General features: G+C 47.2%; 16 protein-coding genes. 15 read left to right on the forward strand and 1 reads right to left on the reverse strand.

The window, feature by feature from the left end; genetic code table 11:
• The first annotated feature begins 2 nt into the window (after window positions 1–2).
• The 13 genes from EXY25_RS05945 (at window position 3) to EXY25_RS06000 (ending at window position 14,259) form a co-directional block, all read left to right on the forward strand.
• Window positions 3–1,097 (forward strand): glycosyltransferase, encoded by a 1,095-nt coding sequence (locus EXY25_RS05945; protein ID WP_165419280.1) that lies wholly within the window; start codon window positions 3–5, stop codon window positions 1,095–1,097.
• Window positions 1,097–2,152, forward strand: a complete 1,056-nt coding sequence (locus EXY25_RS05950) for a polysaccharide deacetylase family protein (protein WP_130566100.1) — start codon at window positions 1,097–1,099, stop codon at window positions 2,150–2,152. The genes EXY25_RS05945 and EXY25_RS05950 overlap by 1 nt, the downstream gene beginning before the upstream one ends.
• Complete coding sequence (locus tag EXY25_RS05955) at window positions 2,149–3,495, forward strand: O-antigen ligase family protein (protein ID WP_130566101.1); 1,347 nt, start codon at window positions 2,149–2,151, stop codon at window positions 3,493–3,495. The genes EXY25_RS05950 and EXY25_RS05955 overlap by 4 nt, the downstream gene beginning before the upstream one ends.
• Complete coding sequence (locus tag EXY25_RS05960; protein WP_130566102.1) at window positions 3,492–4,622, forward strand: glycosyltransferase family 4 protein; 1,131 nt, start codon at window positions 3,492–3,494, stop codon at window positions 4,620–4,622. Before EXY25_RS05955 ends, EXY25_RS05960 begins: the two co-directional genes overlap by 4 nt.
• On the forward strand, window positions 4,619–6,133 hold the full coding sequence (locus EXY25_RS05965) for a lipopolysaccharide biosynthesis protein (RefSeq protein WP_130566103.1): 1,515 nt from the start codon (window positions 4,619–4,621) through the stop codon (window positions 6,131–6,133). The genes EXY25_RS05960 and EXY25_RS05965 overlap by 4 nt, the downstream gene beginning before the upstream one ends.
• Window positions 6,133–8,016, forward strand: a complete 1,884-nt coding sequence (gene asnB, locus EXY25_RS05970; protein WP_130566104.1) for an asparagine synthase (glutamine-hydrolyzing) — start codon at window positions 6,133–6,135, stop codon at window positions 8,014–8,016. Before EXY25_RS05965 ends, asnB begins: the two co-directional genes overlap by 1 nt.
• Window positions 7,997–8,998: a hypothetical protein gene (locus EXY25_RS05975; protein WP_130566105.1), complete on the forward strand. Its 1,002-nt coding sequence runs from the start codon at window positions 7,997–7,999 to the stop codon at window positions 8,996–8,998. The genes asnB and EXY25_RS05975 overlap by 20 nt, the downstream gene beginning before the upstream one ends.
• Window positions 8,995–9,879, forward strand: a complete 885-nt coding sequence (locus EXY25_RS05980) for a glycosyltransferase (protein ID WP_165419281.1) — start codon at window positions 8,995–8,997, stop codon at window positions 9,877–9,879. The genes EXY25_RS05975 and EXY25_RS05980 overlap by 4 nt, the downstream gene beginning before the upstream one ends.
• Window positions 9,861–11,024: a GNAT family N-acetyltransferase gene (locus EXY25_RS05985; protein WP_165419282.1), complete on the forward strand. Its 1,164-nt coding sequence runs from the start codon at window positions 9,861–9,863 to the stop codon at window positions 11,022–11,024. The genes EXY25_RS05980 and EXY25_RS05985 overlap by 19 nt, the downstream gene beginning before the upstream one ends.
• A 16-nt stretch (window positions 11,025–11,040) precedes the next feature.
• Entirely contained in the window at window positions 11,041–11,736 is a 696-nt protein-coding gene (locus EXY25_RS05990) for a sulfotransferase family protein (protein ID WP_130566108.1), read from the forward strand.
• A gap of 15 nt (window positions 11,737–11,751) precedes the next feature.
• Window positions 11,752–11,865 (forward strand): acyltransferase, encoded by a 114-nt coding sequence (locus EXY25_RS18875; protein WP_165419283.1) that lies wholly within the window; start codon window positions 11,752–11,754, stop codon window positions 11,863–11,865.
• Window positions 11,866–12,126: 261 nt separating this feature from the next.
• On the forward strand, window positions 12,127–13,392 hold the full coding sequence (locus tag EXY25_RS05995; RefSeq protein WP_165419284.1) for a PA14 domain-containing protein: 1,266 nt from the start codon (window positions 12,127–12,129) through the stop codon (window positions 13,390–13,392).
• Window positions 13,393–13,530: 138 nt separating this feature from the next.
• Window positions 13,531–14,259 (forward strand): sulfotransferase family protein, encoded by a 729-nt coding sequence (locus EXY25_RS06000; RefSeq protein WP_130566110.1) that lies wholly within the window; start codon window positions 13,531–13,533, stop codon window positions 14,257–14,259.
• Between the two features lie 93 nt (window positions 14,260–14,352).
• On the opposite strand, the gene EXY25_RS06005 is transcribed toward EXY25_RS06000, so the two are convergent.
• A complete protein-coding gene (locus tag EXY25_RS06005; protein WP_130566111.1) occupies window positions 14,353–15,759 on the reverse strand; it encodes a TIGR03013 family XrtA/PEP-CTERM system glycosyltransferase in 1,407 nt (468 codons plus the stop codon).
• 297 nt (window positions 15,760–16,056) lie between these two features.
• Between EXY25_RS06005 and tviB the strand changes: the two genes are divergently transcribed.
• Both tviB and EXY25_RS06015 read left to right on the forward strand, forming a co-directional pair.
• Entirely contained in the window at window positions 16,057–17,337 is a 1,281-nt protein-coding gene (gene tviB, locus EXY25_RS06010; protein ID WP_130566112.1) for a Vi polysaccharide biosynthesis UDP-N-acetylglucosamine C-6 dehydrogenase TviB, read from the forward strand.
• A 22-nt stretch (window positions 17,338–17,359) separates the two neighbouring features.
• On the forward strand, window positions 17,360–17,992 hold the full coding sequence (locus EXY25_RS06015; protein WP_130566113.1) for an XrtA/PEP-CTERM system exopolysaccharide export protein: 633 nt from the start codon (window positions 17,360–17,362) through the stop codon (window positions 17,990–17,992).
• The last annotated feature ends 12 nt before the right edge of the window (window positions 17,993–18,004 follow it).

Below are 18,004 nucleotides of genomic sequence, written 5' to 3' on the forward strand. Positions count from 1 at the left end.
TTATGGAAAAGTGCAATATCGCCTATCTGATTGATACTTTGGTTAATCCGAATGCAGGCACGGAAGGGCAGTTCATTAAGCTTGTACAAGGCATGGTCGCTCGTGGTCACAGTGTAAAAATCTATGCATTACGTGGCAGCCCGTATCTTGCAAGCAATGTCCTAGGCGTTGACGTGGAAGTGCTCAATATTCACCGAATGGCATCCCCCCTCACCTTCTGGCGTCTATTTTTATGGGCATTGCAACTGCGTCGAGAAGGTGTCGCTTTAGTGCAAACCTTTTTTAATGACGCTTCCGTTATTGCGCCTATGTTCATCAAGTTTGCGAAATGTGTTGCTGTTATATCTCGCCGAGATATGGGGTTCTGGTATACCTCTGGTCTTATAAGGTTGTTACGCTTTAATCGACGCTGGGTGGACGGCGCCATTGTTAATAGTAACGCGGTGGGTGAGAAAACTACGGAATGTGAATGGATACCGAACAGTCGTGTGCATGTGATTTACAACGGTTACTTACCACCTAATGAAGTAGAAGCTAAGGTGTCAATACCTGCCGGCCCAGTGATTGGATTAGTGGCAAATATTCGTCCTATTAAGCGGATGCAGGATGCAGTTGCCGCGCTTGGAATGCTCAGTGATAAGCATCCAGATTTGCAATTGGTGATTGTCGGTGGAGGGGACCCAAAACCTCTCATACAGCAGGCCGAACAACTGGGTGTCGCCGAGCGGTTGCACTGTGTCGGGGGGCAAAAAGCGCCGCAGAACTATATTCAGCGATTTGATATTGCCTTGTTATGCAGTGAGTCTGAAGGCTTCTCAAATGCCATTATTGAATACCTGCAATGGGGCAAGCCAGTTGTCTGCACCAGAACCGGGGGGAACCCTGAGATCGTTACTCATGGTGAGAATGGTTTTCTATATCCGGTGGGTGATGTGGCCGTGCTGGCTGGGCATATTGATGAGCTATTGTCGGAGCGAGAAATATTAGCGTCGATGGGACATCAAGCTTGTCACAGCGTTGCTACCCGCTTTTCAATGGAGCATATGTTTGAGTGTCACGAGCGCCTTTATCATCAATTGCTGAAGGAGGCTCGTTGATGTTAGCAAGTTTGAAGCAGATGAAATCGCGCCTAGTGAGAGTTTCGGCTGATCTAGGCGGCTATCGTATAGCGAAGTGGTTAACTCGTCACCAGCCTAGGATTTTGATGTATCACAGGTTCAGTGCTGAGAAGAAGCGTGGTTATATGGATGTACTGCAATTGCGTCAACAGTTACAGCTGTTAAAAACTGAGTTCACTGTACTTAGCTTGTCAGAGGTTGCAGACGCTTTGGAGCATCAGCTCCCTTTGCCAAAAAATACCATTGTATTGACGGTAGATGATGGCTACGCTGACTTTTATCAGTATGCATTTCCCGAATTTAGAGCTGCTGGAGTGCCTGTTAGCTTTTTTGTGACCAGCGGCTTTGTTGATGGTAAAACTTGGCTTTGGCCTGACATGCTTACTGCTCTAATTGACAATATTGACCCTATTCACGCAGTGTGGCCAAAAAATACACCTTCAGAGTTAGTTGCTGGACTAAAGCACTGTAACGATAAGCGGGCGGTTTGGCACCCTCTGAATAGATTCTTGATGCCGATGGCGTTACAAGACAAGTTTGTTTGGCTGCAGCAAGCTGCAGAATTGAATCAGTATAAGATCACTCGCCATGCTCCTTCAGCTTATAAACCCGTTACCTGGGAACAACTAAAGGAGATGGCAGCGTCTGGCATTGTTGATATTGGTGCTCATACCGTGATGCATCCAACACTCAGTGGCCTTCCCATGGCTGAGGCTATCTCTGAGGTAACAGAGAGCCGAACACGTCTGGAGACTCAGCTAGGAATAAAAGTGAAAAACTTTTGTTACCCGAATGGTCAGCCGGAAGATTTTTCTCCAGCCTTAGCGAGAGCTGTGGCTGATGCAGGGTTTGATTGTGCTGTGGCCGCTCACTGCTATTATGTGACATTGCATGATAGATTTTCTTTGCCACGTTTTGCCGTAACTCCGAATCCATTTCAGTTTAAAAAAATCATCTATGGTGTGCAGTGGTTATCTAAACGATTGACTCAGTCTCGCCAGTTAAAGCGCATTGAAAGGGAGATGGGTCGTTGACTAGTTCTCGCCCGCTGAAATTTGGTGTGCGCTTAGGGCAGCAGTCATATAGCGAACCGGTTCCTCGTATTTGTTTTTTAATCTATTTGCTTTTCACTCTAGATTTTTTTGTTCATATCTCATCGCGAATCCCCGGTGTTAACCAGTTCCGGCCAACTCTTATATTGGTTGGTTTGTTAGCCCTGTTTTTGCTATTTAATGCCGGTAGATTGAAAGAAAAATTGCAAAGCCCCACTGCGAAGGCGTTAGGCATCTTACTGTTGTATATCTTGGTGACTATGCCTTTAGTGAAGTGGCCAGGAAGTGCTCTAAGAGACAATACTCAGGAATTTATTAAAGCATTCGTATTTTTCTATTTTACTTTGCTAATCATCGACACTGATAAGCGCTTGAAGTGGTTTCTTTTCATCTTCCTCGGCAGTCAGCTTTTTAGGGTGATTGAGCCGCTGTATTTGAATGTTACAGAGGGATATTGGGGAAGTGGTACCTACATGGGCGGTGCGATCCAAAATCGATTGGCAGGCGCACCTCATGATGTCATTAATGGGAATGAGTTGGGATTTGTCATCGCTACACTCGTCCCTTTCCTTCACTACTTATTGATCAAGAAAGGTTGGCTGCTCAAACTGGTCTACTTCGCATTATTAGGTGTGTTGTTGTGGGCTTTGGTGTTAACCATGAGCCGTGGCGCATTAATCGCACTGCTGGTGGTGTTGTGGTTCATTTTTAAGCAATCAGAGCGAAAACCATTATTGCTAGCGATCGCTTTTGTGGTTGCAGTTGTCGGATGGAGTCAAATGAGTGATGTTCAGAGAGATCGTTATCTATCTCTGACGGGTGCTGACGTCCAGGGCTCTGGCTCCGCGTCGGGGCGGCTGTCTGGCATTGGTCATGAATTAGGGTTGGCTATGGACTACCCGCTATTTGGACACGGCTTAGGTACCACGGGGGAAGCAAAATTCAATAAATTTGGTCGGGCTCAGGCTTCTCACAGTCTTTACGCGGAATTGGTTATTGAAATTGGTATATTTGGCTTTGTACTATTTATGGGCTTTTTGCGGGCTATTTATAAGAATTTTAAGGTACTACAAGCGCAAACCCAGAAGATCGAGAAGGATGAAGCGTTGGCTAAAGAGCTGAGCTTCGAACAAGATCTAGCACTGGCGATGCGCGCCTGTTTTTGGATGTACGTAGTTTATAGTATCAATTACTGGGGGCTGTCCGTTTATTACTGGTACTTATTCGGTGGGTTGTGCGCGGCAGTAGTGATGTTGACTGAACGCAAAGTGATGCGCATCGAACAACAGGCGAAAGACGATGTGCCAATGAAGGGACTTTCATGAAAAAATCAGTATTGCTTATTGTTCGTTGGCCTATCAGCGGTATTCGAAATTACCTGAGATATGTCTATCAAACCGATGATTTTGCCGACTACCACTTTACCATCGTTGCCCCCGATCTTGATTTTTCTCGCTATTTTGGTGACTACCTTCCACAGCATCAATTCACCTTCAGAGTTGCCGAAAATAGTACATTTGGCTTGCTGAAGGAGACCCGCTCGGCGCTAGCCGAATCCGATTTTGACCTCGTGCATTCACATGGTTTTACATCGGTAGTTGCTGCTGTGTTACCAGCAAAGCTGGCAGGTAAAAAGCACCTACTAACAGTGCATGATGTATTCCAGCCGGGACAGTTTTGTCATTGGTACGCGCCGTTGAAAAAGTGGGCTTTGACACGGCTATTTCGACAAACAGACAAATTGCTCACCGTTAGTGATGATTGCGAACAAAATCTATACGAATTCCTGCCTGGTATGCGAGGGGCTAATGTTCGCGCTATTTTAAATGGTGTTAACTCTACGCATTTTCAGCAGGCGGAAGAGGTTGATTTGGCAGCTGAATTCCCAAACTGTCAGGATCGTTTCTTGATTGGTTTTATGGGGCGTTTTATGTCCCAGAAAGGATTTCGCTATCTAATTGAAGCCATCGCAATATTGGCAGAAGATGAATCACTGCCAGTTAAACCCTTGGTCGTTGCGTTCGGTGGTGTGGGCGGCTTTGTAAGAGAAGATCGTGCATTTATCGAATCCAAAGATTTACAGGATTACTTCTTCTTCCACCCTTACACCGATAATGTTGGCGGTTCGATGAAAGGGTTGGATGTAATGGCTATGCCCTCGCTTTGGGAAGCTTGTGGGTTGTTAGCCATGGAAGCCTTGTGTGCAGGGGTACCGTTGGTGGCGACCAACTGCATTGGCCTAAGAGAAGTGCTTAAAGACACACCTGCTTGGCAGGTAGCACCGCGGGATGCTAACGCTATTGCTGGTGCGCTCAAAGAATTGATGTTGCAGCCAGAATTACGTCAGACATTTACTGACTATGCCGACACCGCATGCGATCGGTATGATGTTCGTCATGCTGCTAAAGCGTTGGCGGATACGTATCGCCAACTTGAAGGTGGGCGTTCGTGAAACGCTTACTACAAAATACTTTTTCCAATGTAGGCGTATTATTCATTAAGTTGGCCATTACCTTCGTAATGACACCTGTGATTGTCTATAACTTGGGTAATTATGATTATGGTATCTGGGAAATTATTGGTTCAGTGTTGGGCTATATGGGGATGCTGGATCTTGGTTTAAAACCGACAATTAGTCGTTTTGCTGCCCGTTATAATGCACAGGCTGATCGTGATGGAATGGGGCGTGTTTACTCCACCTCTTTGGTGTTTATGTTGTCGATTGGCCTATTCCTGTCTCTAGTTTTCTTGATCTGGGCATTGTTCTTCCCTGAGTCAATTGCTGCGCCAGAAAGTGATATCAGCCGCTACGCCTTATTGTTGATGATTCTTGGGGCCCAGCTAATGGTGATCTTCCCTGGCTATGTCGCGGTGAGTTTTTTGGAAGGGCTGCAGCATTATCAGGTTAAGAACAACATTCTTCTCATCAATTCGCTGATCGGTGCCGCCTGCATTTATTGGTTGATTACGCCCGAAAACGGCATCATTGTGCTGGCATTGATTAACGCCATTGGCACGGTAACTAAATTTTTGCTCTACTTCTGGCTGTTGTCTCGGCCAAATTATGGACAGATGCGTTTCTCTCGCGCTAATTGCCACTGGCAGACGCTGACAGAGCTAATGAGCTTTGGGCTCAAGTCATTTGTGCAAGGGGCCGCGACTAGGATCAGTAATAACGCAGATAACTTTGTCATCGCTTTTTTCCTCGGTCCTGCGACGATTATTTTCTATGCTTTACCTGCCAATCTCATTCGCCACATTCGCATGTTAATCATGAGTATTACTCATGCGTTTTTGCCATTTTTTAGTGATCTGCAAGCGCGTGAAGATAGCGCGTCTAGTCAGCGCTATTACGTGACAGCTTCGCGTTACGTGGTTGCAATCGCACTCATGTTGACGCTTTGTACAGCAGCTTTAGGGCCTGATTTTATTGCTGTTTGGATCGATGTCAGTTATCGAGAGCCTGCGCGGTTCGTACTCTACCTCCTTTTGGTCACTGTCATGGTGCCTTTGTTTAACCCTCTGTCGAGTCGGTACCTGACGGCGTTGGGAGAGCATGGCATTCTTGCTCGTCTGGCAGTGTGGTCTGCATTGGTGAGTTTGGGCTTGAGCCTGAGTTTAGTGCATTGGTTTGGCTTAGAAGGGATCGCACTAGCGAGTGTGGTACCTACGGTGTTTATTCAGTGGCGTGTGCTGGGCAAGACCTGTGAGCAACTGGCTATGAGTCGTATGGACTATCTAGCAAAAGTAGTTGGGCCAAACGTGTTGCCGGTGGTGGCGACAATCGCTGCATTGTATACGGCCCAATTACTATGGGTTTTCGACAGCTATCTAGTTATTCTGTTGGTAGGTGGCGTCAGCAGCGTAGTTTACCTGCTGGTGTTGTTTTGTTGCATTCCGGCAACCGACAGACAGATGCTTAGACGCCGTAAGCTGCAGGGACTAGACCAGGAGGGACGCTAATGTGTGGTATCGCAGGGTTTATTCCATCAAAAGCCATTAGTCAGGATAAATCGGCTGAAATTATTGGCGCAATGAATGGCCGTTTACACCATCGTGGACCAGACAGTGGTGGCCATTGGATATGCGCAGAGACGGGCCTGGTGCTGGGGCACCGCCGTTTAGCTATTGTTGAATTGTCGCCATTGGGCGCGCAGCCTATGCTTTCGCCGTGTGGCCGGTTTTCTCTTGTTTTTAATGGTGAGATATACAATTTCAAGGAGCTGCGTGCAGAGCTGGAACTGATGGGAGTCAGTTTTCTCGGGCACAGTGATACTGAGGTTTTGCTGCATGGTTTTATGCGCTGGGGATTTGCTGCCACCTTAGAGAAAGCCGTTGGTATGTTTGCCTTGGCATTCTATGATCAGCAGAGTGGTGAGCTTTCCCTGGCCCGGGATAGATTTGGTGAAAAGCCACTCTATTATGGTGTCCAGCAAGGCGCGTTCCTATTCGCATCGGAGTTGTCAGCGCTGCGCGTCACGCCCTTCTTTAGCGGTGACCTGTGCCGCCAAGCTATCGCTGATTATCTGGTGTATAACCGAGTCAATGCGCCCCGCTCTATCTACCAGAATATTTTTAAGCTCTGTCCTGGGCATTTTATCGTCGTCAATACGCGAGCCCCCGCGGCATTGCCTGAGCAACGCAGTTATTGGTCTGTGGCACAGGCATATCAGCAAGCGCAGCGGCAACCTGTTGCGTCACGCCAGGAAGCTATCGCAGGTGTAGATCATTTGCTGCAGCAAGCGGTACGTCAGCAGATGATTGCTGATGTGCCTCTTGGCGCGTTCCTTTCCGGCGGTATCGATTCCTCTTTGGTGGTGGCTGCTATGCAGTACCAAGCCTCTAAGCCGGTAAAGACGTTTTCTATTGGTTTCAGTGAGCCTGAATTTAATGAAGCGGAACATGCAGCCCGTGTTGCCGAACATTTAGGCTGTGAGCATACAGAGTTATATGTCGACGCCAACGACGCTTTAGCCTTGGTGCCTGAGATGGCTTCGGTTTATGACGAGCCGTTCGCAGATTCATCGCAACTGCCTACTTATCTTGTCTGCCAGATGGCGAGGCAACACGTTACCGTGGCGTTGTCGGGCGATGGCGGAGATGAGTTGTTTGCTGGATATTCTCGCTATCAAGGGATAGGCCAACGGTGGCAGGCTATTCAACGTATGCCTGCTGCTGTGAGAAAAATCACCGCTGGCTTAATGGGTGGAGCCGCCAAAGTCACTGGCTCTGGCAGATTTCGGGTACGCCAAGCTTGGTTGAATTCGCCCTCGCTGCTTTCTCTCTACGAAGACAGTATTTACCCGCGGCAGATGCTGGATTTGTTGCAACACCCTGAGACATCGCAAGCACCGTTAATAGATCTTGCTGATGATATGACCGCTATGCAGTTATACGACATTACTAGCTACATGGTTGACGATATCTTGGTCAAAGTTGATCGCGCTTCTATGGCGCATAGCCTGGAGACGCGTATTCCACTGCTTGACCATCGTTTGGCTGAATACGCGTTATCGATACCGAATCAATTCAACGTTGAAGGTGGTGTCGGCAAGCAGGTTTTGCGGCAGCTATTATATCGATATGTGCCGCAAGAGATGGTGGATAGACCTAAGCGAGGGTTTGCCGTGCCTATTGCGCAGTGGCTTCGCGGGCCTTTATTACCGTGGGCACAAACCTTGATTAATACCCCAGATCCATACCTCAAGCAGGCAATGGTCGAGCAGTTATGGCGCTCACATCAGTCTGGTCAGGATCGTAGTCGTTCACTGTGGACCATATTGATGTTCCGGGACTGGTACCAAAAAGTTGCCTGTGGGGGAGAGTTTGCTGTACCCGCCGCCTGAGGTTAGACAGGGGGATTACTCTCCTGGTTATGAACAGCGTGTGATTTCACTACTGGGAGATCATGACTTTAAGCGTGTGCTGTGGCCATGGCAGTTTCAACACATTGAAACCGTGCAACCGGTTGTGCTGCTGGATAAAGATCGGCAGGTGAAAGGATTTAATGGGGTGATGCCGGTGACCGTTAGTATTGATGGTCAACACTTTCCCGCGGTGTGGAGTTGTGACTTTGTGGTTGCTGGGGACTGCCGAGGCCAAGGGGTTGGCAAGCAGGTCAAACTAGCACTGCAGGCAGATTTTCCACGCTTGATGTCACTAGGGATAAGCGACTCGGCGGTACGTGTGCTTTCTCGTATGGGCTGGAAGCCTGGGGCTCGTGTGATCACTATGCGCCGATTGGGAAGTCAACGTCGTTGGCGTGATGCCCCGTTGTTGTTAGCTCAGGCGATATTGACGCGGTTATTTGGCTGCTCACGGCAAGTCGGTGATGGAGATGCCTTAGTATGGTCTCAGCAGCTACCAATGCAGGCGGATGTTGATGATCTATCTGTTCGTGTGACCCCCGAGTATTCTCGAACCGTGGTGAGGGATTACGCTTATTTAAGTTGGCGCTACGAAGGGCACCCGTTAGCACGATACCAATATTTATCATTACAGAGTGAGAATGGCTTACAGGCCCTGGTGGTGGTAAGAGAGTCGCTGGGACATCTGCGTATCGTCGACTATCTCGGTCCGGCGGCTGGCGTCCATGAGATACTGTTGCAAGCTATCTTGAAAAGATATCAGGGATCCCGTCTATTCACCTGTACAACCAGTGATAAAAACTGGCTAAAGGCGCTTTGGCGGGCAGGTTATTTACCGCAAGGGCGGCAGCGTTTTTATGTATATAGTGAAACCGATGGTGAATCTGAAGGGTGGTTTTTAATGGCCGGTGATTCCGATGGTGAGTTATTGCAGGCAGCAAGGGGAGCGCATAGATCGTGACAGAGCAGTATCCACTCGTGTCGGTGATTATTCCGACCTACAACCGTGCTGAGTTTATTCTGCAGGCGGTTGATAGCGTGTTGGCGCAAGACTATTCGCCAATTGAGATCATTGTTGTTGATGATGGTTCAACAGATGAATCCGCGGCATTGCTGCAGCCTTATATCGATAATCAGCAGATCATTTACCGTTACCAGGAGAACCAGCGCCAGTGTGTTGCACGTAATCATGCGATGTCATTGGCAACGGGAAAGTTTTGGTGTTTTTTAGACTCGGATAATCGTTGGTTGCCTGGCAAATTAAAAGCGCAGGTTGAGTATCTATTGCAGCATCCGGCGGTCGATATTGTCTATGGTGATAATCAGATCATTAACGAAGCTGGCGATATCACTAGTGAGCATAATATGCGCCGATATAGTGGGCGTATCTATCCACAGATGCTGCGTGATAACTGCGTATCAATGAATACGGTGATGGCGCGAGCTACCTGTTTTGAGAAGCAGGGATTCTTCGATCCGAGCTTTAAAGTCGCAGATGACTATGAGCTATGGTTAAGACTCTCGGCTCACTATCAGTTTGCTTATATTCCTACTTTCTTTGCTCAATACCGCGTAATGGCGGATCAGATTTCGTCAGATAAAGAGCGCCGTTTTGGTTCCAATGAATTAGCTTTGCAGAAGTTTTTTAGCTGTAACCCTAATTTGCTTTCAGCCACAGAAGAGAGAGCTTGTTTTGCTCATTTTTACAGCCGTTGGGCACGCCTGAGAATGGCTAAAGGTAATTACCAGGGTGCAGCTAAAATGCTCCAGCGTGCATTGGGCTGCCAATGGTATCACCGTGGAACCTGGCGTGTTGTTTTAAAGTGGGTAATGCGATCGTGACGCCAGAGGCTTTGTCTGCGGAGCCGCTGGTCGTGGAAAAACTGACGCCGTCTCAATTTCAAAGCTTGCAGGCTGAATGGAGTGAGTTGCTGGCAAACAGCCACGGCAATGCTTTGTTTCTCAGTTGGGCGTGGGTATGGAGCTGGTGGAGTACTTGGTCAAAGCTGCTTAATCTGGAGCTATATTTGGTCTGCGTGAGGGATCAACAAGGAAAGTTGTTAGGCTTGGCGCCCTTGTATCGACATCAGGTTAACTATGCCGGCTTGACCATTGTCACGCGTTTGCAGTGTATCGGTAATGCTTGGAAGCTGGCGCCGACGGTGCGCAGTGAGTACATCGGTTTTATTGCTGAGTGCGAGCATGAATTAGTGGTATACCAGGCGATTTGGCAGTTTTTGCAATCCCAACAAGACTGGGATGAACTGATACTCTGTGACATGGACAAAAGTAGCCGCAGCTTTCGTATTATGAGCGCCTTGGCACGTATGCACAGCTGTCACCTGCATCCCGCTTCAATCGACTTCGGCATCCGAGTGCCAGTGTCTGGTGATTTTTCAAGCTACTTGAAGTCGTTAGGGCGTAATACCCGTTTAAAGTTGGTCAACAGGCGGAGCCGATTGGCAGAGTTGGGGCCAATTGAACATGAACGGGTCAGTAAAGATAAGTATGCGACTTTCTTTCAGCAGCTTAATCAGTTGCACGCCACCCGATGGGGTAAGGGCTGTTACGTGGGGGCCAGTGAGCGCTTTCATTTGCAGATGCTTTCCTACCTACCTTCTGAATCTGCTCATTGTTTGTTGTTAAGACAGCGAGGTGAGGTCATCTCGGCTTTGTATGATTTGGAACTCGGTGGGGTCAGGTACAATTTACAGGCGGGCTACTTACAGGATCATCACCCGAAAGTCTCTTTAGGGACGTTGCATTTAGGCTACGGCCTTGAGCAGGCATGGCAAACACCGGACTGTCAGGGTTATGACTTGCTTGCTGGTGGTGGTAAACACTCTTTTTATAAACAGCATTTAGGCAAAGCGCGTACGCCGTTCGTTACCTTGCAGATTATCCGTGCTTCTAAAGCGTGGCGTTTGTATCCTTTAATTGAAAAGTTGCCAAGTAAGTGGCGGCAATGGTTGAAGCGCAGTAAATAGATGGATTTTGAACACGATGTCGAACATTAAAGCTCTGATTAAACGCACTCTGCCAGCGACTTGGTTACGTGCGGTGCAAATTGCCCGCAACCCCTATCCTTATCGCAGCTATATGGATCAGCACCAGTGTATTTTTATTCATATCCCCAAGGCTGCGGGAACCAGTGTGTTATCTGCAATGATGGGTGGCAACGAAAACCCTGATAGGGATCATACGGGCTATAAAACCTATCTTGAAGCGAATCCTGGTAAGTTTGACCGCTATTTCAAGTTCACTTTTGTCAGGGACCCCTGGGATCGATTGGTCTCGGTTTATACCTACCTCAAAGGTGGGGGCAATGGTGGCTCAGACCGCTATTTTCAGCAGCTAATCGCAGATCGCTACCCGACATTTGCTGAATTTGTGCTGAGCTATCTCGATAAAGACCGTATTCATCAACATATCCTGTTGCGCCCACAATTTTTGTTTGTGGTTGATCATAAGGATCAGTTAATGGTCGATTATGTTGGCCGCTTTGAATCTATTGCTGATGATTTTTCTAAGGTCAGTCAACAGCTCAAACTAGGCGTTAGTCTACCGCAGGTCAATCGTTCGGCGCGTAAAGATAAATCCGCTTACTTGGTGAGCCAGGAGGTAATTGACAAGATTGGCCAGCTGTATTCAAGAGACGTGGCGCAGTTCGGTTACCGCGCTCCCTTGCTAAAAGAGTAGCATCAGAAGGGGTGGATGAAAGGTAGAGAGATATCGGGTCAACCTTTTCAAGTCGATGCCCTTGACGGACTGCGTGGCATCGCAGTGCTGCTCATCATATTCAGTCACACCAGTAATGCTGGCGATTAGCTAGTCGGCTGGATTTCCAGAGTATTAGTAAAGCGATGTATTGGCATTAACTGTCGCGATCTCGATGCTCTCTTTTCGGTTAATTGAAGCCCCTTCTGTACGCATAAGACTGCAGCAAAAAGTTGTTTGAACAGAGCTGCCATTAGCAAAAGCCTAATGTAACTGTAAAGTCTTTTGACGTTAGAGGAAATAAAGCGATTCCCTGTCTAAACTTCAAATGTTACAGAATAGATGAATGCCCAAAATTTGATGGGAGGGCACATGAAATTGTTTCAGCAAGTGGGAGCTTTGTTAGCGGTTCTGTTGATGGCTGGTTGCGCAACGACAGAGACACTGGAACCGACAGCAAGCGGTGACGGCCCGACCGGTAGTGCAGAAGCGGAAGTGTGGGAAAATCTAGAGGGTAGTTCGCTAGGGGACTTATATAGTTCACCTAATTTCCCTGATTCTCCAACCAGAGTGATAAATATTCCTGAATTAAAAGTAAAAAATGGTTACATCAATTATGGTGTACGAGTCAGAGCTTATCTTTACCCTCCAGAGACAGGAGAATATCTTTTCAAGATTAATGCCCCTGATGCGGGTGAGTTCTGGTTGTCTACAGATGAAAGTAGTACAGGTAAACATAAGCTTGTGCAGGTGCCCGACCCGAATGTTTCAGGGAACAACGTCGAAGCCAAACGCACTGTCTATTTAGAAGAAGGCAAGCGCTATTACGTTGAAATGCTGAATAAAGGCAATAGTGACTCCGATAATATTAATGCTCGCTGGCAGCTACCCAGTGAACCGGGAACGTGGACAGCCATCAAGCTTATATCTCCTTTTATCCCAGAACTTGATAGCGGGCCTTCTGATGAGTTTATGTTAGGTTTTCGTGCCGGCTATGGTGAGGGGTTTGGTGATTCGAAGACAGGCTTAGATTATGACGACAGTTATCCGCCAGCCGATTCTGATTTTGATGGCGTACCTGATAAGTGGGAATTAATGTTCGGTTATGACCCGAACGATTATTTTGACATGGGTTACGATGATGATGGTGATGGCTTGTCAGGCTATGAGGAGTATATATACGGAACAAGCCCTCTTAATGCCGATAGTAATGGCGATGGTAAATCTGATGGTCAGCATGTCGCAGATGGCACTGATCCGTTAGAAGGTGGGTGGGAGCAGTCGCCAGAACCAACAGATCCGCCAGACCCAACAGATCCAACAGATCCAACAGACCCAACAGATCCAACAGATCCACCAGCTGAAGGTGGCAATAGCGAAATGGTTGTAACTTGGATTCCTCCGGATACTCGTTCAGATGGTTCTCCTTTAAGCCCAGATGAAATTAGCTATTTCATTATTAGCTACGGTGTTTCACCCACAGAGTTGGTTTCCACGGTGAAGGTTGAAGATAAATATGCTGTTAGTTACACGATCTCCGATCTTCAGGCCGCGACCTATTATGTGTCAATTATTGTCTTTGATACCGATGATGTGCCTAGTGAACCATCAGAATTAAAGATCTATATTGTAGAGTAGCTTTGACCAAGCAAAGAAGTCATTGTTAGTGGCTTCTTTGCTTGTATTCTGCAGCATCTTTCGCCACTCTCGTTCCAGTCTAAATTATCTCTATTTATCCTATTCACATGTCCTCGTATTGGGCTCAGGAGTTATTTGATGGAAAAGAAGCACCTCTTGATTGTTGGGGCGCCTCGCTCAGGGACGACCATGTTGGCATCGATGATCGGTGCTCACCCTAATATTGCAGTTGCCATTGAAACTAGTGATATGGCGTTTAGTCGCATTGTGGGTAAAGCGGTTGTTGGCAATAAGCTGTGTATACCAAACCAACTAGACTTCGCTGAACAACTTGGTTTTAACCGGCGCTACCGCTGGCGGCGAACATTGCGGAGCATTTGGCAAACCGTAACCTTCAGTGACATCCCTCCGGAGGATTTTTTTGCAGGTTCAGCTTATTCGCTGGAAAAGTATCTGACCTTGCCAAACTTACATGTAGTGGGAATTATTCGTCACGCTGATGATGTGATGTCGTCGATGTTAAAGCGCGGTGGTATTACGGAAGAGAAGGCCCGTCACCGTTGGAGCAGGGCGATTGAGATCATGTCTGCTCTCAACGATAAAGCTGAACATAATTTGATCATCGATTATAACGAATTATTGTTTTCGCCTGGAAAACAGATGGATCGGGTTGCTGAGTTTCTCGGACAGGAGCCGTCCCCATCAATGGCTGAAGGGTATCTGGCCAATCCTATCTACCCTGACCAAAAGGGTATCGATACCTCAAAAGCACGGGACATGCATAGTGGATCCAAGTTTGGTATAGATAGTAAAAACCCCAACGTTTGGCGAAAATTTCTTAATCTGCACAAATTGTCGGCTGACTAACGCTGGCTGTTGCAACAAAAAGCCCATTATCTTGTTGATAGATAATGGGCTTTTTTATTTGATGCGGTCGCTTGATGGGCGACTGTGGCGTGGTTAGCGGGCACCCTTCTTAAATAGAACGACTTCCACTGTTTGGATAAAGATATCCAACAGGAAGCTTCGGTGCTTGACGTAGTAAAGATCGTATTTCAGCTTCTCTAACGCATCTTCTTCGCTGGCTCCATATGGATAGCAGAGTTGCGCCCATCCAGTGAGTCCAGGTTTGACCGTATGACGTTCAGAGTAGTATGGAAGTTTTTCAGCCAGCTGATCGACAAACTCTGGGCGTTCAGGTCGCGGGCCTACAAACCCCATTTCACCTTTTAATACATTGAAAAGCTGGGGTAACTCATCCAGTCGATATTTACGGATCACTTCACCAACACGCGTCACGCGATCATCGTTTTTCTTCGCCCACTGTGCACCGTTTGATTCGGCGTCAGAACGCATACTGCGGAACTTAATAATATTAAACGGATTGCCCCCTAAGCCGATCCGCTCTTGGCGGTAAAGTATGCTGCCACCACGGCGTCCATCCTCTAACCAAATCGCCAATGCGGTGCCTAACATCAGAGGCCAGCAAAAGAACATTAAGATGATGGCTAAGCCGGTATTAAGTATCCAGTCTAATTGCGAACGCAGATTATCTGCGGGCTTAAAACCGTTGGAATATATCATCCAGGATGGATAGATAAGATTGACAGCAATCTGCCCGGTTTCTCGTTCGATGAAGGAGAGTATGTCGGTGATCTCTACGCCTCGAAGCTTACACTCAAACAGCTCTCTGACTGGTAGCTGTTGTCGCCTTTCATCACAAGCAACAATGATCTCGTCGACAGATTGTTCACGGATATAGTCAACCAACGGGGTATTGGCATCAATGTACAATGTACTGGATATCTGCTCCGCTTTGTCTCCTGGCATTGGCATGTAGCCACAAACGAAGAAGTTTCTGCGATCGACTTTGCGCCGCATCCGCTTTTCGATAATGGAAGCTCGTTCGCCAGCACCTAGTACAAGAATGCGACGACGGAACACACCGAGTCCTGGAATTTTTGGTACGAGTAAGCGAAATAAACCGATTAAGCCGATAGAAAGCAATGACGCTAGCAGTATTCTCGAAGGACTAGGTACCAGTTCTGGTAACACAGCATTAATGGCGGCGAGCAGGGCAAAAGCCAATATCATCGCCAAGCCAATTCTTCTCAATACGCCACGGGTATGTTCGCGAAGACGTGGGTTGTATAAACCCATTGCAAAGGTCGATAACATACCAATGGCTGCAAATGTTATGAACTCTGCAGACGAGGCTGCACCTAAATTGACACTGTTTTCAGATTGAAGTGTCGCCAGCCAAGGCTCTGAAAGCACACACAGGTGCAAAGCGACCAATAACAGGAAGCTCTCTACTACGACCAGAACGAAAACGCCATGGCCACCACTCTTTAAGTCGGGTGTCATTTATTACATCCAATGTAGATAATTTTCTCCACGCGAAATGCAATTCTATAGCGTTTGATGGTCATACTCCAACCCGCGTCAGTATATTGTCATAGCGCGCAGCTATATAAGTAGTTATCAGTTTGATAAACATGGGGAAAAGTTCTTATGATGTTTTATTTTAGCGTTCTATAATGATAGCTGCAATGTGTCAAAATGTTGTATAACAAGTTAAGATGCTTGTAATCGTCTGCACTGGTGTGGTGCCTGATCATAGTATTGGTATGCAAATCAAATTGTTATAAGGATGTTAAAGGTATGGGGGCAGTAAAACAGGATGTCAAAATAGCTATCGTCGGTCTTGGCTATGTTGGTTTACCCTTGGCAGTCGCTTTTAGTCGTTACTTTCCTACCTTGGGATTTGATGTCAGTGCGACCCGGATTGAGCAGCTTAAGAGCGGCGTTGATGTCACTCAAGAAGTTGAGTCGTCAGAATTGCTTGATAGCGTTAATCTCAACTTTAGTGCGGATCCCACTGCACTAGCGGATGCTAATTTCTATATCGTCTGCGTACCAACCCCTGTTAACCAACATAAACACCCTGATATGAGTCTGTTGGTTGCTGCGTCCAATATGGTGGGCGGTGTCTTATCTAGTGATGATGTGGTTATCTACGAGTCAACAGTCTACCCCGGGGCAACGGAAGAGATCTGTGTGCCGATCCTTGAACAAACTTCAGGCCTTACGTTCAATACTGATTTCTATGTTGGATATTCGCCAGAGCGGATTAATCCTGGCGATAAAGAACATGGTGTCACTGATATTTTGAAGGTTACCTCAGGTTCAACGCCTGAAGCGGCAGAATTTATTGACTCGGTCTATAGTCAAGTAATTACAGCTGGGACACATTTAGCGCCTTCGATCAAAGTGGCGGAGGCTGCCAAAGTTATTGAGAACACTCAACGTGATATCAATATTGCCTTGATGAATGAGTTGGCTCAGATTTTTAAACGCGTTGGTATCGATACTCAGGACGTATTGGCGGCCGCCGCGACAAAATGGAATTTTCTGCCGTTTAAGCCTGGATTAGTGGGCGGGCACTGTATTGGCGTAGACCCTTATTACCTGACGCATAAAGCTCAGGAGCTAGGTTATCACCCAGAAGTTATTTTGGCGGGACGACGTATCAATGATGGTATGGGTGCCTATGTCGCGAAAGAAGTGATGTCGCTGATGGCTGGCAAAGGCATTGAAATAGTGTCCGCCAAGGTGTTAGTGATGGGCTTTACTTTTAAAGAGAATTGTCCTGACATTAGGAACACGCGGGTAATCGATGTCGTTAACAAGCTGCTTAACTTCAACATGGAAGTTGACGTATATGATCCATGGGCAGATGCTGATGAGATCGCCAAAGAGTATGGTATCTCAGCGATAACCACACCAGACTCGAATTGTTACGATGCAGTTATTTTAGCCGTGGGGCATAGAGAGTTTATCGCTATGTCGGCCGAGCAGATAGAAGCACTGGGGAAATCTCAATGCGTTATTTACGATGTTAAATCAGCATTGCCACAGGGGCTTGCTGATGGACGTCTATGAAACAGAGTAAGGAGACTTTGAGATGCTAAAAAGAAGTTTGTGGTTACTGATCGTTTTGGGCTTAACTCAGTTCGGCTGCAGTAGTTCCAGCGATAACCAGGTGCTGTCTCACGCAACAGTCCAACCCTCGATGACAACAGATCCGAGTGACTATCAGTACCTGATAGGCGCAGGTGATTCACTGTCGATCTTTGTTTGGGGCAACCCAGATATATCGGGGCCTGTCACCGTGCGTCCTGATGGTAAAATCACCACCTCTCTGGCTGAAGATTTAGATGCTGCAGGAAAAACCCCCTTCGCATTAGCGCGAGAAATTGAAAAGTCGTTGAAAACTTTTATTCGTGAACCGCGTGTCACAGTTTCGGTCGGTGGCTTTGTTGGCCCATTTAGCGAGCAGATCCGAGTGATTGGCGAAGCTGCAAATCCACGCGCAATTAACTATCGCAAGCATATGACTCTGCTTGATGTGATGATTGAAGTGGGTGGTCTAACAACTTACGCCGCAGGTAACCGTGCCACCTTGGTACGCGTGCAGGGCGGGACTCAGCAGACCTTCTCTGTTCATTTAGATGACTTGGTGCGTGATGGCGATATTTCGGCTAATGCTGATGTATTGCCTGGTGATGTAATCATCATCCCCGAAGCTTGGTTTTAGTCCACATAATTA

The sequence above is a fragment of the Corallincola spongiicola genome (assembly GCF_004284785.1).
GTDB classification, from domain to species: domain Bacteria; phylum Pseudomonadota; class Gammaproteobacteria; order Enterobacterales; family Neiellaceae; genus Corallincola; species Corallincola holothuriorum.

Coding starts and splice junctions, on each gene's coding strand:
- EXY25_RS06005 (WP_130566111.1), bottom strand. CDS start 15,759: ATGACACCCGACTTAAAGAGTGGTGGCCATGGCGTTTTCGTTCTGGTC.
- EXY25_RS06015 (WP_130566113.1), top strand. CDS start 17,360: ATGCTAAAAAGAAGTTTGTGGTTACTGATCGTTTTGGGCTTAACTCAG.
- EXY25_RS05990 (WP_130566108.1), top strand. CDS start 11,041: ATGTCGAACATTAAAGCTCTGATTAAACGCACTCTGCCAGCGACTTGG.
- asnB (WP_130566104.1), top strand. CDS start 6,133: ATGTGTGGTATCGCAGGGTTTATTCCATCAAAAGCCATTAGTCAGGAT.
- EXY25_RS18875 (WP_165419283.1), top strand. CDS start 11,752: ATGAAAGGTAGAGAGATATCGGGTCAACCTTTTCAAGTCGATGCCCTT.
- tviB (WP_130566112.1), top strand. CDS start 16,057: ATGGGGGCAGTAAAACAGGATGTCAAAATAGCTATCGTCGGTCTTGGC.
- EXY25_RS06000 (WP_130566110.1), top strand. CDS start 13,531: ATGGAAAAGAAGCACCTCTTGATTGTTGGGGCGCCTCGCTCAGGGACG.
- EXY25_RS05960 (WP_130566102.1), top strand. CDS start 3,492: ATGAAAAAATCAGTATTGCTTATTGTTCGTTGGCCTATCAGCGGTATT.
- EXY25_RS05995 (WP_165419284.1), top strand. CDS start 12,127: ATGAAATTGTTTCAGCAAGTGGGAGCTTTGTTAGCGGTTCTGTTGATG.
- EXY25_RS05950 (WP_130566100.1), top strand. CDS start 1,097: ATGTTAGCAAGTTTGAAGCAGATGAAATCGCGCCTAGTGAGAGTTTCG.
- EXY25_RS05945 (WP_165419280.1), top strand. CDS start 3: ATGGAAAAGTGCAATATCGCCTATCTGATTGATACTTTGGTTAATCCG.